The sequence below is a fragment of the Sinorhizobium saheli genome (assembly GCF_001651875.1).
Classification (GTDB): domain Bacteria; phylum Pseudomonadota; class Alphaproteobacteria; order Rhizobiales; family Rhizobiaceae; genus Sinorhizobium; species Sinorhizobium saheli.
The window spans coordinates 1-16,286 of record NZ_LNQB01000045.1 but is presented as its reverse complement, the minus strand read 5'-3'; the positions used below and the strand labels follow the sequence as shown (position 1 = coordinate 16,286).

At 65.1% G+C, this 16,286-nt stretch carries 12 protein-coding genes, 1 tRNA gene, 3 pseudogenes and 2 riboswitches; of the genes and pseudogenes, 6 read left to right on the top strand and 10 right to left on the bottom strand.

What is annotated here, in order from left to right:
• Positions 1-33: 33 nt before the first annotated feature.
• The gene (locus ATB98_RS02035; RefSeq protein WP_066868427.1) at positions 34-1,059 is read right to left on the bottom strand and encodes a GlxA family transcriptional regulator; all 1,026 of its coding nucleotides are present in this window, start codon (positions 1,057-1,059) and stop codon (positions 34-36) included.
• A gap of 142 nt (positions 1,060-1,201) precedes the next feature.
• Between ATB98_RS02035 and ATB98_RS02030 the strand changes: the two genes are divergently transcribed.
• The 6 genes and pseudogenes from ATB98_RS02030 (at position 1,202) to greA (ending at position 9,442) form a co-directional block, all read left to right on the top strand.
• Complete coding sequence (locus ATB98_RS02030; protein ID WP_066868425.1) at positions 1,202-2,218, top strand: GlxA family transcriptional regulator; 1,017 nt, start codon at positions 1,202-1,204, stop codon at positions 2,216-2,218.
• 78 nt (positions 2,219-2,296) lie between these two features.
• Positions 2,297-2,527: riboswitch (cobalamin riboswitch) on the top strand.
• Positions 2,528-2,785: 258 nt separating this feature from the next.
• Positions 2,786-3,739: pseudogene (locus tag ATB98_RS02025) on the top strand (ABC transporter substrate-binding protein); the annotation flags it as partial.
• The gene (locus ATB98_RS02020) at positions 3,736-4,755 is read left to right on the top strand and encodes a FecCD family ABC transporter permease (RefSeq protein ID WP_066868423.1); all 1,020 of its coding nucleotides are present in this window, start codon (positions 3,736-3,738) and stop codon (positions 4,753-4,755) included. The pseudogene ATB98_RS02025 and the gene ATB98_RS02020, both read left to right, overlap by 4 nt.
• On the top strand, positions 4,752-5,549 hold the full coding sequence (locus ATB98_RS02015) for an ABC transporter ATP-binding protein (protein ID WP_066868421.1): 798 nt from the start codon (positions 4,752-4,754) through the stop codon (positions 5,547-5,549). The genes ATB98_RS02020 and ATB98_RS02015 overlap by 4 nt, the downstream gene beginning before the upstream one ends.
• A gap of 190 nt (positions 5,550-5,739) precedes the next feature.
• Positions 5,740-8,715 (top strand): NAD(P)-dependent oxidoreductase, encoded by a 2,976-nt coding sequence (locus ATB98_RS02010; RefSeq protein WP_066868412.1) that lies wholly within the window; start codon positions 5,740-5,742, stop codon positions 8,713-8,715.
• Positions 8,716-8,959: 244 nt separating this feature from the next.
• Complete coding sequence (gene greA, locus ATB98_RS02005) at positions 8,960-9,442, top strand: transcription elongation factor GreA (protein WP_066868410.1); 483 nt, start codon at positions 8,960-8,962, stop codon at positions 9,440-9,442.
• Between the two features lie 34 nt (positions 9,443-9,476).
• Here the strand turns inward: greA and ATB98_RS02000 are convergent, their stop codons facing one another.
• The 9 genes and pseudogenes from ATB98_RS02000 to ATB98_RS27695 all read right to left on the bottom strand — a co-directional run bounded on the left by ATB98_RS02000 (position 9,477) and on the right by ATB98_RS27695 (position 16,108).
• Positions 9,477-10,082 (bottom strand): thiamine phosphate synthase, encoded by a 606-nt coding sequence (locus ATB98_RS02000; protein WP_066868409.1) that lies wholly within the window; start codon positions 10,080-10,082, stop codon positions 9,477-9,479.
• On the bottom strand, positions 10,079-10,852 hold the full coding sequence (locus ATB98_RS01995) for a thiazole synthase (protein ID WP_066868407.1): 774 nt from the start codon (positions 10,850-10,852) through the stop codon (positions 10,079-10,081). Before ATB98_RS01995 ends, ATB98_RS02000 begins: the two co-directional genes overlap by 4 nt.
• Before the next feature lie 3 nt (positions 10,853-10,855).
• Entirely contained in the window at positions 10,856-11,053 is a 198-nt protein-coding gene (thiS, locus tag ATB98_RS01990; protein ID WP_066868399.1) for a sulfur carrier protein ThiS, read from the bottom strand.
• Positions 11,050-12,060, bottom strand: coding sequence for a glycine oxidase ThiO (gene thiO / locus ATB98_RS01985; RefSeq protein WP_066868398.1), 1,011 nt, complete (start codon positions 12,058-12,060; stop codon positions 11,050-11,052). The genes thiS and thiO overlap by 4 nt, the downstream gene beginning before the upstream one ends.
• A 1-nt stretch (position 12,061) precedes the next feature.
• The gene (thiC, locus tag ATB98_RS01980) at positions 12,062-13,897 is read right to left on the bottom strand and encodes a phosphomethylpyrimidine synthase ThiC (RefSeq protein ID WP_066868396.1); all 1,836 of its coding nucleotides are present in this window, start codon (positions 13,895-13,897) and stop codon (positions 12,062-12,064) included.
• A 98-nt stretch (positions 13,898-13,995) separates the two neighbouring features.
• Positions 13,996-14,107, bottom strand: a riboswitch (TPP riboswitch).
• Positions 14,108-14,249: 142 nt separating this feature from the next.
• Positions 14,250-14,345: transfer RNA gene (locus ATB98_RS28625), tRNA-Sec, on the bottom strand.
• Between the two features lie 165 nt (positions 14,346-14,510).
• Positions 14,511-14,666 (bottom strand): annotated as a pseudogene (locus ATB98_RS27705) (SLC13 family permease); the annotation flags it as partial.
• Positions 14,667-14,682: 16 nt separating this feature from the next.
• A pseudogene (locus tag ATB98_RS30425) lies at positions 14,683-15,404 on the bottom strand (tyrosine-type recombinase/integrase); the annotation flags it as partial.
• 485 nt (positions 15,405-15,889) lie between these two features.
• Complete coding sequence (locus ATB98_RS27695) at positions 15,890-16,108, bottom strand: YkvA family protein (RefSeq protein ID WP_407695277.1); 219 nt, start codon at positions 16,106-16,108, stop codon at positions 15,890-15,892.
• Positions 16,109-16,286: the final 178 nt, after the last annotated feature.

Here is a 16,286-nt window from a genome sequence, read left to right as displayed (position 1 = left end):
CCTGTTGCGCCAAGGGCGGCGAAGTCTTTGGCATCACGCCGCCGATGCACAGGCGACCGCACGCGCGGCCGGCGTTTTCACGGCGCGGCCGCGGGTTTCCTGCGGCGAACAACCGAACGCCTCCCGGTAGCACTTGGAGAAGTGGGAGGCCGACACGAAGCCGCAGGCGATGGCGACCTCTACGACCGGAATCGATGTCTGGACCAACAGCAGCCTGGCGCGCTCGAGGCGAAGCTTCAGGTAGTAGCGTGCAGGCGAACAGCGCAACTCGTTGCGGAACAGCCGCTCGACCTGGCGCCGGGACAGGCCGATCGAAGCGGTCAGCTCCTCCACCTGCATGGGCTCGGTCAGGCTCTTCTCCATCTTTTCGACCAGCTTCATCACGGTCGGATCCTGGACCCCGACGCGCTGGGCGAAGGGAAGGCGCTGCCGTTCCCCGGGATCACGCACGCGGTCGACGAGCGCGAGCTCGCATATGCCGCTCACGACATCCTCGCCGAAATCACGTCCGATGATGTGGAGCATCATGTCGAAGGAAGCGGCTCCGCCGGCGCAGGTATAGATATTGCCGTCGACTTCGTAGATTCCGGTGCTGACGTTTACCGCGGGAAAGCGCTCGATGAATCCGGGTTGATTCTCCCAATGGATCGCGCATTTCCTGTCATCGAGCAGCCCGGCTTGCGCCAGGACATGGGCGCCGGTGCACAGGGCGGCGACCGCGACGCCGCGATTGCGACACTCGCGCAGCCATGCGTCGGCGCCGCGATCGGCATGGCGCTCGATGTGCTTTCCCCCGCAAATGACGGCGACCGACGGGCGGAGCCGGCCGTTGAGGTGCTGGCGCTCGACCGCGACGGAATTGTCGGCCTCAAGCGTGAGGCCGCAGCTTGCACGGACTTTGGCGCCATCGGAAGAGACGGCCCGCCAGGAATAGGCTTCGTAACCGACGACGGCGTTTGCCAGACGCAAGGCGTCGATCGCCGAGGAGAACGCCATCATCGTGAAATCCGGCACAAGGTAGAATGCGAACAGACGCTGCTCGACGCTCACCACTTTCATGCACAACCTCCCTCGGCGGCCGAACCAGCCTCGCGTCCTGGCCGCGTCGCATTCTCTCCCAATCGGCCGGAGTATTGACCTCCATTAGAATTCTGAAAAGAATGATTGCGTCACATCGAGAGTAGAAATGAGACATCAGCGGATGGCCGCAAACAAGGTTTTCCCGAGGGGCGTGCCGCGCGAGCAGAATGCGCGCCTCACGGTGGGATTCGTTCTGGTGCAGCGATTCACGCTCTGCGCCTTCGCCAACTTCGTCGACGTGTTGCGCCTCGCCGCGGATGAAGGCGACCGCAGCCGGCCCATTCAATGCCGGTGGAAAGTGATTGCCCCCGATTTGCGGCCGATCACCGCCAGCTGCGGCGTTTCCGTTCAGCCGCATGAGGTGTTCGCCAGCCCCAGGCTCTTCGACTACATCGTCGTGGTCGGCGGCCTGATCGACGAAACGGACACGCGTGACGAGAAAGTTGAGGCGTTCCTGCAGCAGGCAGCCGAGGCCGGGGTTCCGCTCGTGGGCCTCTGCACCGGCACGTTCATCCTCCATCGCGCCGGCTTGATGGAAGGCTACCGCGGCTGCGTGAGCTGGTTCCACCATCTGGACTTTCTCTCGCAGTTCGACGGGCTCAAGCCTGTATCCGACCAGATCTTCGTGGTCGACCGCGACCGGCTGACCTGCTCGGGGGGCACCAGCACGGCGCATCTTGCGGCCTTCCTCGTCGACAGGCACATCGGCAAGGCCCAATCCACCAAGAGCTTGAACATCATGATGATAAGCGGGGCGGAGGACGGGGGAGCGCCGCAGCCCGGACTGACGCTCGACTTTCGCACCAAGGACCCGCTTGTCAGGAAGGCGCTTCTGCTGATGCAGCAAAATCTGGACGCGCCACTCTCCGTCTTGGACGTGGCGAGACATCTGGAGGTTGGCAAGCGATGCCTCGAACGTCATTTCAGGGACGCACTCGGAACTTCGCCGCTCAGCGCCTTCATCGAAATGCGGCTCTTGCATGCGCGCCACATGCTCGAAAACACCGACAAGTCGATCGCGATGATCGCAGCCGAAAGCGGCTTCTGCGATTCGTCCCATCTCAGCCGGATGTTCCGGCGGCGCTACGCCAGCACGCCGCAGGGCTTCCGTGCTTCCGCGCTCGGCCGGTCCGCTTGATCGGCGGGCAGCGGCGCCCGCGTCCGTTGTGCCCGCCGCCGAGCACCGCGCTTTGCGCTTGACGGCGCCGGTCATCGGTTATTATCTGGCGCCGACGGTTCCCCGACCAAGAGGCGGAGGGGATTAATAGGGAACACGGTGAGGACGACCCATAAGGGACCAAGCCCGTGGCTGCCCCCGCAACTGTAAGCGGATTGCCGTCCATCCTCGTGGCGCCGACGGCGCCATGCCACTGTGCTTCGGCATGGGAAGGCAGATGGACGGCGTTCATCCGCGAGCCAGGAGACCTGCCGTCACGCATCGATCCATCGTCACGGGCGGGGATGCCCGAAACAGGAGCAGGTCATGACCACCACCCACGCTTTCCGGCGCCATAGGGCGCCGCAGCTTTCCGACCGCGACGATCGCTCGACCTGTCCGGACGCCTAATCGTTCGGCCATCCGCTGCCGCTTGCTGCGGCACCCAAGTCACCGTCGGGGAATTCCATGAAAGCTTTACTGAGCAAGTCGCTGCGCGCGACCCTCTCTGCCACCGTCCTGTTTGCCTGCGCCCTGTGCGGCCACGCCGTCGCGGCAGAGACGCAATACCCATTGACCATCAATAGCTGCGGCCGGGACATCACCTTCGAGAAGCCGCCCGCGCGTGCCGTCTCGATCGGCCAGAGCAGCACGGAAATCCTCTATCTCCTGGGGCTCGCCGACAAGATGGTCGGCACGGCCGTTTGGCTCGGCCCGGTGCTGAAGGGCTACGAGGAGGCGAACGCCAGGGTGGAACGGCTGGCCGACAATGATCCGAGCTTCGAAAGCGTCGTCGCCCGGAAGCCGGACCTCGTCACGGTACAGTTCCAATGGCATGTCGGACCCGAAGGCATCGTCGGCAAGCCGGAACAGTTCGATGAGCTCGGCATCCCGGTCTATACGTCGCCGGCCGACTGCATCGGCAAGGACAATACCGGCGGCGGCGACGGCGTGCGGCGCAAGGTCTTCACCATGGACCTGATCTACCAGGAGATCCGCGACCTGGCGAAGATCTTCAACGTTCAGGATCGGGGGGAGGCGGTTGTCTCGGACCTGAAGAAGCGCGAGGAAGCGGCCCGTGCCCGGATCGCCTCTGCCAACGGCAAGCTCTCGGCCGTGTTCTGGTTCTCCAGCGCCGAGCTCGACATTGATCCCTATGTCGCCGGCCGAAACGGTGCCCCGGGCTACATCATGTCCGCGCTCGGGATCAGGAACGTCGTCGAGAGCGACGAGGAATGGCCGACCGTCGGCTGGGAAACGATTGCCAAGGCCAATCCGACGATGATCGTCGCCGGCAGGATGGAACGTCGCCGCTTCCCGGCAGACGACATCGCCGTCAAGCATGAATTCCTGAAGACCGATCCGGTCGCCAGCCTGATGCCGGCGGTCAAGGAGGGCCACGTCTTCAAGATGGACGCGCAGGCCATGAACCCGACGATCCGCACAATCGAGGGGATCGAGGCGCTGGCGGAGGCGGTGGCGGCGGCCGGGCTCACCCAGTGAGCCGCAGCTTCTCCTCCATCGGCCGTGCGGGTGCCGCCCTTCTGCTGCTCGTCGCCGCGCTCTGGATGGGCGCGGCGGTCGGTGAGACCTCGATTCCGCTCGAGGTCGTCGCCAGGACGGTGGCGAACCGCTTATGGGGCGCGGGTTATCCCCTCGACCCCATCGACGAGGGCATTGTCTGGAACTATCGCCTGAGCCGGGCCGTCGTCGCCGCATGCTGCGGCGCCGCGCTGGCGCTTTCGGGCGCGGTGCTGCAGGCGCTGCTGCGCAACCCGCTTGCCGATCCCTATATCCTCGGCATCTCCGCCGGCGCCTCGACCGGCGCCGTCGGCGTGGCGATCCTCGGCCTTGGCTCCGGTCTGCTGACATTGCCCGCGGGTGCCTTCCTCGGCGCGGTCCTCGCCTTCGCGCTCGTCAGCCTGCTTGCCGCCAAGGCGGGCAGGGGACGTTCCGCGATCATTCTCGCCGGCGTCGCAGGCTCGCAGCTCTTCAACGCGCTGACCTCCTTCATCGTCACCAAGGCAGCGAACGCCGAGCAGGCGCGCGGCATCATGTTCTGGCTGCTCGGCAATCTCTCGGGCATCCGCTGGCCGGACGTGTCGCTGGCCCTACCGGCGGCGGTTCTCGGACTTGGCGTTTGCCTGTGGCATGCCCGCGCGCTCGACGCCTTCACCTTCGGCGCCGACTCGGCCGCTTCGCTGGGCATCCCGGTTCGGCGGACCTACGTCGTTCTCGTCGGCGCATCGGCAATGATGACGGCTGCGATGGTGTCGATCGTCGGCTCCATCGGCTTTGTCGGTCTCGTCATTCCGCATGCCGCGCGCATGCTCGTCGGCGTTCGTCACGGCGTTCTCTTGCCGGCGGCGGCTCTGATCGGGGCGGTCTTCATGATCGTCGCCGACGTCCTGTCGCGAATCCTCATCGCCGGGCAAGTGCTGCCGATCGGCGTCATTACGGCGCTGATCGGGGCTCCGGCTTTCGCATTTCTTCTCGGGCAAAGGAGGGCGCAGGCATGATGCTTTCCGCAAGACATGTGTCCTGGTCGGCCGGCGCCGTGCCGATCCTGCGCGAAGTGAGCGTCGACGTCAGGCGCGGGGAATTCCTCGGCGTAATCGGGCCGAATGGATCGGGCAAGACGAGCCTGATGGCGCTTCTGGCGGGAATACGCAGCCCGAAAACGGGCGAGATACTGCTCGACGGCGTGCCGATCGCCAGGTTGAGCCGGCGCGAGGTTGCCCGGCGCCTCGCCTTTGTCGAGCAGCAGGCGGAGACCACCGAACGCATCACCGCCCGGCAGGCGGTCGAGCTCGGGCGCACGCCCTATCTCGGCGCGCTGTCGCCATGGTCGGCCGCCGACGATGCGATCGTCGACGCCGCGCTCGAAAACGTCGGCATGAGGCATCTTGCCGATCGTGGCTGGCACGCTCTTTCGGGCGGCGAGCGGCAGCGGCTCCACATCGCCCGGGCGCTCGCCCAGGAACCGGAGATCCTGCTTCTGGACGAGCCGACCAATCACCTCGACATCGCCCACCAGCTCGGCCTGCTCGACCTCGTGCGCCGCCAGGGCCTGACGGTGGTGGCGGCGCTGCACGATCTCAATCATGCGGCCATGTTCTGCGACCGGATCGCCATCCTCGAAAAGGGCCGCCTCATTGCACTCGGCACGCCGCGCGAGGTGCTGACGGTGGAGCGCATCCGCGAGGTCTTCCGGGTGGATGTGGCGATCGACCATCACGGGGCGGGTGAGTGCTCGATCCGCTATCACGCTCCGGGGAAAGCGGGCGCCGCCACGAGGCTGAAGGTGGTGTGACTCGGCCTTCCCCGTTCCGAAACCCTTCCGCCGCCGCGAACGAACAGGAGATAAGCGCGGCAGCACTCCTTGATTGTAAGTACGCCATGACGCATTCCGCGTGCAGTTCGCCGCATATGAAGTCTTTTTTCTGACGCGTTCGCTCCACTATCAGCGCACTTCCCCCGCCTCGACAACAGATAGGCAGATCATGATGAATATCGCGCAGATGCAGGAACAGCGACTGAAGGCACTCGAACTGACCGGATCGGGTGCGCCGAGGCGCCCGTCCAACCCGTTCTTCGGCGTCGGCCCGATCACCGATGCGACCACCGACGAGGTCGACAGCCGCCTGCGCCGCATCGCCTTCGACGCCTGGATCGAGAAGACCTATCGCAAGTTCGACGACAAGGGCAACGACATCGGCGGCTTCACCACAGCCGAGATCTCCCGCAGCATGCATCGCGGCTATCCGGCCGACAAAATCCTGACCGACATGATGCGGGCGATCCATCGCTATTTCGGCTTTCCGAAGACGAACCGCATGGCGGTGGGGCTCGGCGGCGGCCACAGCGGCTTCACCGTCTGCGTCCAGCACCTGATGAACGCCAACGATGCCGCCCAGCGCATCTATGTCGACACGCCGCGGCCGGAGAGCGATCCGTCGAAAGCCGCCGGCTTCTTCCGCCAGTCCTGGGCGACCCAGCTCATCGAAATGCAGCGCTTCGCCGAGAAGGGCTGCGAGAGCCGCATCCATTTCGCCGCCTCCGAAGGCGTGATCCCGACGGCGGCGGAGCTCTCCTCCCTCGGCGTCTCGATCTTCGTCGGTGTCGGCCACGAGACGACCGGCGCCAATGCCTATACCAGCCGCGAGATCCGCGAGCTCCTGAGCTGGATCGATGGCGACCCGGTAAATCGCCACGCGGTGTTCGATGCCACCTCGATGCTCGGCGCCATGCCGTGGGAGCCCGAACTGGTTTCCGCCGTGATGGCGAAGTGCTGCCTGTTCATGCCGTTCCAGAAGGCGATCGGCGGGGTGTCGGGCTATTTCGTCGCCTCCTTCACGCCGCATGCGCTGGCGTTGATCGAGAAGAACCAGCAGGATCCCGCCTGGGCGATCCCGCGCCAGCTGAAGATCGCGCCGCCGGTCGATCCCCGGCAGCCGTTTTCGGCCAAGCGCTCCGTCGATGCCGGCCCGTTCTACGATGCCGCCGAAGACCGCATGCTCGGCGGCGTCATCAACACCTACAGCGCGCTCGCCTTTGCCGAGACCACCTTCGGGCTTCTGCAGTCGGAGGCCCGGGTCGGATCGGTCGTCGACCTCAACCGCCGCTCTGCCAAGAACCGCAAGGTGATCGACGAGTGGGTCGCGTCCAATCCGCTTCTGTCGCTGACCGTCACGGATCCCGAGCGGCGCGGCGCGGCGGTGACGCTCCTGAAGGTCGAGGACGAGGGCATCACCGATCCGGGCATCCACGCCCGCATCATCGCCCGCTCGAAGCAACTGCTCGGCTATGAGGGCATTACCCATCCGAATGGCGAATACGAGCCCGGCCTCGACGCCGCCCGCTACGTCAACGCCTTCCCGGGCACGCCCGGCGACTACCGCGCCTGGGTCGGCGGCATCCGTGAGCCGGAGGATGTCGTCGCGCTTCTGGAAAACCTGCAATACGCCTATCTGCGCGCCAAGATCGTCGTCCTCGAAGAGGAACTGGCGAAGCAGGGCGTCACATTCGAGGCCCCGGCCAAGGCCGAGGGGCCGGTCCGCAAGGACGATCCGCAGCGCGCCTATACCGTGCTGATCGCCGATCTGGTCGGCCTGCGCTTCGGCGCCGACGGCCAGCCGGACTATAGCGAGGTCCAGGCCTATATCGAGGAAAAGGGCGGCGTCTTCCATGTCGGGCCGCTCGGCAACCGCTCCGCGCTCGAGAAGGGCCGCATCCATTTCTTCTACCAGCCGAACCTCAGCACCCAAGCCGAGATCCTGCCGCAGACCGACAAGGGCCAGTACGACGCGCTGATCGCGGCGGCGACCTTCATTCCGAAGGCTTCCGTCTTCCCGCTCGGCGGCGTGCGCATCGGCGCCGGCACGGGCAATATGGGCTCGGCCTCCTGGGGCGGCGGCAACGGCGAGGGCGGCGAAGCACCGCTGATGAACACGCCGGGCATCAACAGCCGGGCGACGGCCCAGATGGCGATGAAGGCGATCCTGAAGGTCGTGCCCGACCTGCCGGTCGACCGGCTTCATCGCATGGTGGTCGAGGGCGACTTCGACACCGGCCGCCAGCTCAAGGATTTCCCGACCGCCAAGCTCGAGGGCCGGAAGATCGCCATTCTCGGCTACGGCAATATCGGCCGCGAAGTCGCCAAGCTCGCCAAGGCCTTCGGCATGAAGGTGGCGATCTATGCCCGCGAGCATCACAAGCGCTGGATCGAGGCGGAAGGCTTCGACTATGCCGCAAGTCCGATCGCGGCGGCGACCGGTGCCGACGTGCTCTCCATCCATATCGGTCTCGGTCGACTGGATGCGTCGACCGGCGTCTATTCCAACGCCGGAACCGTCGACGCCAAGGTGCTCGGCGCGATGAACGACGGCGCGGTGCTCGTCAACTACGACCGCGGCGAGGTCGTCGACGTCGCCGCACTCGACGCGGCGCTGTCGTCCGGCAAGATCGCACATGCGGCGATCGACGCCGACCTCTTCAAGGACGCCGCGACCGGCAAGCTCAGCGGGCCGATGGTTCCCTACCTGCCGCTTCACGAACGCCACAAGGGCAAGCTCGAGCTGCTGCCGCACGCGGCCGCCGACACCGACCATCCGTCGCGCGTGACGGGTGCGAAGCAGGCGGTGGACCAGATCTTCGACGTCATCCGCTTCAGGTCGGTCACCAATCTCAAGGGGGAGCTGCCGGAGGGTTACGCGCCGGCCGGCAGCCGCACGCCCGCCGGCATCGGCCGGGTGACGAAGCAGGCGGTCTCGGAGCTCGGCGGCAAGGCGGAACTTCTCGAAGAGTTGCGGCAGACCGCGGAAAAGGTCGCTGCGGTCCTCGGGGCGCTCGCTGCCGTCTCCGATCCGGGTCATCGCGGCCGGATCACCGATCGTTATACCGGCCTGCTGGTCGAAAGCGTCGACCGGCAGCGGGCCCTGCTCGATGAGCTCGGCCTCTACGGTCCGGCGGAAGAGTGAGACTTGCGGCACTCGAGGAGTGCTGCCCGTCCTCGGGTCGGCATCTTTGATGGCGTGACCCATTGAATCTGGCCGGATGTGGAAAATGTGCGGTTTTCCGCCCGCATCCGGCCCAGGTTTTGTCCGAGCGAACCATAAGTGCTACGGTGAAGCGTGTCCCATCGGACGCGCCAAAGGAGCCTTGGCGTTCGGGCGGTGTGCTCTCGCCCGGGGCCAATGGCGCATCGGAACGGAGTTCGGGAAATTGAGCGTCGCCTTCGTCAAGGAAGAAAGTGCCGAAACCGCTGCGGAAACCCTGCTGCCGGACCGCCCGATTTCACCCCATCCGAACCTGGTGACGGAAGCGGGCTTGAAGGCCTTGGAATTGCAGCTCCAAAGCGCGCGCGAGGCCTATGACGCCACAAGCGCGATCGAAGACGTGAACGAGCGGCGGCGGCAAGCAGCAGGCCCGTTGCGCGATCTGCGCTACTTCGCCGAAAGGGTTCGCACGGCCCAGGTCGTTCCTCACCCGACGTCCGCCGATGCCGTTGCCTTTGGGAGCACGGTCACCTTCAGCCGTGACGACGGGCGGGTGCAGACGTATCGCATCGTCGGAGAGGACGAAGCCGATCCGAAGGCCGGATCGATTTCCTATGTGTCTCCGGTCGCAAGGATGCTGATGGGCAAAGCGGTCGGCGACGTCGTGAGCGTCGGCGACCAGGAGCTCGAGATCGTCGCAATCTCATAGGCGACTCTGTCCTATGCCACCGGTCAGACTTCCTTCATCGCCACGCCGCGGTCCTGCGAATCCATTCCTTCGTCCTTCCCTCCGGATCGGCGTTCAACGTGATGTCGGTGACGACCGCGGCGCTGTCGGCGCCGTGGGCGAAAACGCCTTCGATCCGGTCCGGGTTGAGCCCGCCGATGGCAACGAGCGGCAGCGGGGCGACGCGCGCATGCCAGGCGGAGAGCCGCTCCAGCCCCTGCGGCGCCCATTTCATCTTCTTGAGGATCGTCGGATAGACCGGCCCGAGCGCGACATAGTCCGGCTCGGCGGCGAGCGCCGCATCGAGTTCCGCCTCGTCATGGGTGCTGACCCCGAGCTTCAGCCCGCCCGCCCGGATTGCGGCGAGGTCAGCCTCCGCCAGGTCCTCCTGGCCGAGATGGACGAAGTCGCAGCATTCCGCGATTGCAAGCCGCCAGTAGTCGTTGACGATCAGCTGGCAGCGATGGGCGGCGCAGACCGCCTTGGCGAGCCGGATTTGGCCGCGGATGTCCGCCTCGTTCCGATCCTTGATCCTGAGCTGCACCAGTTTAACGCCGAGCGGCACTAGGCGCTCGATCCATTCCGCGCTGTCGACGATGAGATAGAAGGGGTCGAGCTTCACGTGAACACCGCCTTTCCAATGACCGGGGTAGAGGGGACGGCCATGTCGCGCGGCTCCAACATGCCGGCATGGCAGGCCGCATGGCCGGCCTCGATCGCCTTCGCGAAGGCTGCGGCCATGGCGGCAGGGCTCGCGGCGCCGGCAACGGCGGTGTTGAGCAGGACCGCGTCGTAGCCGAGCTCCATGACCGTTGCCGCATGCGACGGGCGGCCGATGCCGGCGTCGACGATCAGCGGCACGTCGGGAAAATGGGCGCGCATCGCGCGCAAGGCCGGAACGTTCTGCGGCCCCATGGCGCTGCCGATCGGCGCGCACCAGGGCATCAGCACCTTGCAGCCGGCCTCGACGAGCCGTTCTGCGACGACGAGGTCGTCGGTCGTATAGGGGAAGACCTCGAAGCCCTCGCCGGCGAGGATGCAGGCCGCCTCGACGAGGCCGAAGACGTCCGGCTGCAGCGTGTCCTGGTGGCCGATCACCTCGAGCTTGATCCAGTTCGTCGAAAAGACCTCGCGCGCCATCTTCGCCGTCAGCACCGCCTCCGATACGGAATGGCAGCCGGCGGTGTTCGGCAGCACGCGCACGCCGAGTTCACGGATGAGTTCGAAGAAGGCGCCGCCCGAACGGCCGCCGGCGGTCTCGCGCCGAAGCGAGACCGTGACGATATCGGTACCGGATTGGCGCACCGCCTCGGCGAGAACGGCCGGCGAGGGGTAGCGCGCCGTCCCGAGGAAGAGCCGCGAGCGGACTTCGGTGCCGTAGAAGATCGGCATCGCTCAACCTCCCTGCATCGGCGAGAGCACCTCGATGCGGTCGCCGTCGGAAAGCCGGACGGCGTTGCGCGCCTCGCGGTGCACCAGTTCGCCGTTGACGGCCGTCGCCAGCCAGTCGCCCTCGTAGTCGAGCGCCGAGAGCAGCTCGGAGAGCGTCGCCGCGGCGCTCTCCACCGTCTCGCCGTTGACGATGTATGTCATTGGATCGCCTCCTTTCGGAAAGATGGATGGGAGAAGAGGGGCGGGTGCTTCGCTCCGCAGAGCCGTTCTGCGAGCTGCCGCGCCATGGCGGGGGCAAGCAAGAAGCCGTGCCGGTACATGCCCGCGATCGCGAAGCCGTCGTCGCGGTCGAGGACACGGGGCAGGTTGTCGGCGAAGGCCGGCCGGACGCCGACGCCCATCTCCACGACGCGCGCCTCGCCGAAGGCGGGATGCACGGCGTATGCAGCGTTCAGGAACTCCATGACCGAGCGGGCGGTGATCGGCCCGTCGTCATCAGTTTCGATCATGGTCGCGCCGACCATGAAACGATTGTTCTCGCGCGGCACGATATAGAGGGGGTGGCGCGGATGCAGCAGGCGGACGGGCCTCGAAAGGCTGATCTCGGCGGTTTCCAGAAAGAGCATCTCGCCGCGCACGCCGCGAAGGCCGGGCGTGGCGGCGATCGCCGCGGCACCCGTGCATTCGACCACGGTGGAGAAGGATGCCTCGGAGGGAGAATCAGCACCCCCGAGATGAAAACGGACGCCGCTCTCGACGAGCCTCTCGTAAAGCCCGGCCATCGCCTTTCGCGGATCGAGATGGGCCTCTTCCGCAAAGAACAGGGCGCGATCGAAGCGGCCCGCAAGGTCCGGTTCGAGTTTTCCGATCGCATTGCCGCCCACCCGTTCGTAACCGCGGGTGCGGGCGGCAAAACGGTCGAGCTCGCCACTGTCCCGTCCCGCCGCGATCACCAACGTGCCCCGACGGAAGATTTCGCCGGGGACGGCTTCCGCCCACCAGTCGGCGGCGGAAAGCCCGAGCGCCAGGACCGCTTCGTCTGCCGCCTCGCGTTCGCAATAGGGTGCGATCATGCCGCCGGCATAGCTGGACGCGCCGCCCCCGACGGTCTCCGCCGCGTCGACCACCTCCACCGCGATACCGCGGCGGCTGAGCTCGAAGGCGGCCGCGAGGCCGGCAACGCCGGCTCCCTTGATCAGCACCGTCATCTCACTCTCCCGCCTGCGCTTGCGAGGCTTCGCCGACCGGCATGTAGAGGTCGCCGCCTTCGCGGTATTTCGCCGCCATGGCTTCGAGTCCCTCCTTCTGGGCCTCGGCGCGGATGTCGTGCGAAATCCGCATCGAACAGAATTTCGGGCCGCACATGGAGCAGAAATGCGCGACCTTGTGCGCTTCCTTCGGCAGCGTCTCGTCGTGGAAATTGCGCGCCGTCTCCGGATCAAGCGAAAGGTTGAACTGGTCCTCCCAGCGGAACTCGAAGCGGGCGCGGGAAAGCGCGTCGTCGCGGATGCGGGCGGCCGGATGGCCCTTGGCGAGGTCGGCCGCATGGGCGGCGATCTTGTAGGTGATGACCCCCACCTTGACGTCGTTGCGGTCGGGGAGCCCGAGATGCTCCTTCGGAGTCACGTAGCAGAGCATGGCCGTGCCGAACCAGCCGATCATTGCCGCGCCGATGCCGGAGGTGATGTGGTCGTAGCCCGGCGCAATATCGGTCGTCAGCGGCCCGAGCGTATAGAAGGGCGCTTCGCCGCAGACGGCGAGCTGCTTGTCCATGTTCTCCTTGATCTTGTGCATCGGCACATGGCCGGGGCCCTCGATCATCACCTGGCAGTCCTTCGCCCAGGCGATCTTCGTCAATTCGCCCAGCGTCTCGAGTTCGGCAAATTGCGCGGCGTCGTTGGCGTCGGCGATCGAGCCGGGGCGCAGGCCGTCGCCGAGCGAGAAGGAGACGTCGTAGGCGCGGCAGATGTCGCAGATCTCCTTGAAATGCTCGTAGAGGAAGCTCTCGCGGTGGTGGTGCAGGCACCACTTCGCCATGATCGAGCCGCCGCGCGAGACGATGCCGGTGACGCGGTCGACGGTGAGCGGGATGTAGTGCAGCCTGACGCCCGCATGGATGGTGAAATAGTCGACGCCCTGCTCGGCCTGCTCGATCAGCGTGTCGCGGAAGACCTCCCAGCTAAGATCCTCGGCGATGCCGTTGACCTTCTCCAGCGCCTGGTAGAGCGGCACCGTGCCGATCGGCACCGGCGAATTGCGGATGATCCATTCGCGGATATTGTGGATGTTGCGGCCGGTCGAAAGGTCCATGACCGTGTCGGCGCCCCAGCGTGTCGCCCAGACCATCTTCTCGACCTCCTCGGCCATCGACGAGGTGACGGCGGAATTGCCGATATTGGCGTTGATCTTCACCAGGAAATTCCGGCCGATGATCATCGGCTCGGATTCCGGATGGTTGATATTGGCGGGGATGATTGCCCGTCCCGCGGCGACCTCCTGCCTTACGAATTCCGGCGTGACGAAGTCGGGCACCGAGGCGCCGAAGCTCTCGCCGTCGCGCGCCAGTGCCTCCTTCGCAGTCTTGCGGCCGAGGTTTTCGCGGATGGCGATGAATTCCATCTCCGGCGTGATGATGCCGGCCCGCGCATAGGCAAGCTGGGTGACGGCTCGGCCCGGCTTCGCCCGAAGCGGCTGGTGACGAACCGGAAACTCGGGCGTCAGCCGGTCGCCGGTCGCAAAGCCGTTGTCCTCGGCCTTGACCGCGCGGCCCCCATAGCTCTCGACATCGCCGCGCGCGAGGATCCAGTCGCGGCGAAGGCGCGGCAGGCCCGCGTCAATCCGGATATCGGCATTTTCGAGCGTGTAGGGGCCGGACGAATCATAGACGGTGACCGGCGGCTCGCCGGACGTCGGATGCAGCGCGATCTCGCGCATCGGCACGCGGATGCCTGAGTGGATCTCGCCCGGCTTGTAGACCTTTTTCGATGCGGGAAGGGGGCCCTGCGTGACCGATGGCGTCGCGGGGAGAGGCTTGTGTAGATTCATCTTGAGGCTCCAAAGTTTGCGCGTTGGAGACCCAGTTCTGAAGCCGGAAGGATGAAAAGACGCATCGCCGAGGGATCGCGGGAAATCGGAATCCTGGCTGTCGCACGTCCGCACCGTCCCTACGCCAGTATGAACTGGATCAGGTTCAACGGGTCACTGCGCGCTCCAGCAGTATCTCAGCCCCTTGCCGGGACCCCCCTGGTGAATGGCGCAAATAGTGCCCGATATCGCCGCGGCGTCAAGACCGTTTTGCGTGTCGTCGCGGAAAAAGCGCGTTGCGCCTTAGGTTCTTGTTTTATGCATGTCCCAAAACGGCTGCACACTTTTGGGCGACATGCATTTCGATCGAGAATGGCGGAAGAGAGTGGGGTTGAACCCACCAAAGACCGTCTATCGGCTCCTCCCCGGATTTGAAGTCCGGACATGCCAACGGGCATGTATCTCTTCCAAAATCTTGAATCAATGTCTCTTTCCGTATCACAGCATGTCGATCAAAAGGCGCTTTTGTTACCGCTTTGCTACCCCAACGTCTCTTGCCGGTTTTACCGCGCGGCTGATCATCGCGTTAATTTGTGCTGCAGCATCGGCCTGCATACCCGGCATCACCTGGAAAAACCAGGGTGGTGAGCCCGCCAAGCAATGATCCAAACGCCACCGGCATGAGAAGAGACGCAGGGGAAGCTTTTGACCGGCGAGCCATCTGGAACGCGGCGGGGATCATCATCGCCAGCGCGCCAATGTTCTTGATGAAGATCAAAAGGACCGAGACCGTAGTTGTCGCCACCCTGCGTGTAGCGCGCCGTCGTCGACAGGTGGGTGTGCCCGAGCAGTACCTGGATGATGCGGATATCGACGTCGCCCCCGAGCAGATGGGTAGCAAAGCTGTGCCGCAGCGTGTGCACGCTGACCCGCTTGGTCAATCCTACCGCCCTGGTCGCCGAACGGCAGGCTGCCTAAAGCACCTGCACATCGATCGGCTTGTCGCCCCGTCCGGGAAACAGCCAATTCCTCGGGCGCGTCAGCCGCCAATAGGTACACCGGATACCAAGCAACTGCGGCGACCGCATCACGGTGCGATCCTTGGCGCCCTTGCCGTGACGGACCTAAATCACCATGCGCTGGCTGTCGATGTCGGCGACCTTCAGTCTCACCGTCTCCGAGCCACGCAGTCCTGCGGCACAGGCGTTCGTCAGCGCCGTACGCGCCTTTAGCGACGGTACCGCTTCGAGAAATTGCACGACACGCGTCGGCGCTCAAGATCGCCGGCAGCTTGCGCGGCCTGCGCGCATAGGCAATCCGCTCGGGGATCTCGGCCCGGTCCAGCGTCACGCCGTAAAAGAATTGCAGCGCGCAGACCGTCTGGTTGAGCGCCGGCCGGGAGATGCCCAGGTACACCTCGAAAGCGCGCACATCCTCCATCCCCAGTCGATCCGGCGAGCGGCCGAAATACCGGCTGAACCTTGTCACGGCACGCAGACAGATTGCGGAGCGTCATGTCGTCGATCATGCGGCGGCGCAGCGGTTCACCGCTGCCGGGGCGTCGGTCGGTCTCCTGGTCACGGCTTGGTTCTCAACACCCCAACATCCCGTCAGGAGACCGCGCCACAAAACACTCACCTCTCCCGAGCAGCGGCTTAGTTCAATCCCCCTCCGATTCAGTCAAAGCCGGAATCGCTCTAGCTGTGAGCTTCCGAAAAGAAAGGCAGCGGCCTCGCGACGTCTTGGAGACGCTCTGTCATCGATCGGGGCGGAACTCGAAGGCCTTACCGCCGTCAATAGCGGACGAGCTCGTTGGGCCGGTTTTCGGCCCCTTTTCCTCTCGCATGAATGGCATCGCGGCGATTGTAGATTCCATAGCCTGCAGTCAAATCCTATCAAGCAAGGGACGGGAGTCGACATCCTGGACTGTGCGGCATGATCCCGGCTGCTATCGTCCCGGTCGGGTTGAGAGCGGTCGCTCGGCCGATTCCCATTCGAGACTGGAAAGCGCCATCAGCGGATATGCTGGTAAACGCAGTAGCTCAGAACGAACAGAACAAGCGTCCAGATCAAAATGATTATGAGGGCTGCCATTAAGCTACGCGGCCGCACTTTGCGGGACGCCGCTTCCCTCCTGTACTCAGCCATGAGGTCCGTCGGGATGAGGCGTACAGCAAGCGCAATTCCGACGGGAAGGACAACCAGTTCGTCCAAGTACCCAAGAACGGGAATGAAGTCGGGAATGAGATCGACTGTCCGACACGCTTTTCATTGCCGCCAGCATCACAGGTTTCGTCATGCTTGCAATGTACGCACATGCGCTCAGCCGGCTCTAGCAGGCTGCTGAAAAAGCCCTCTGGCTTTTGGGTTTTTGCCGTGATTCCCTACGGCTGCAACAGAGGGACTGATT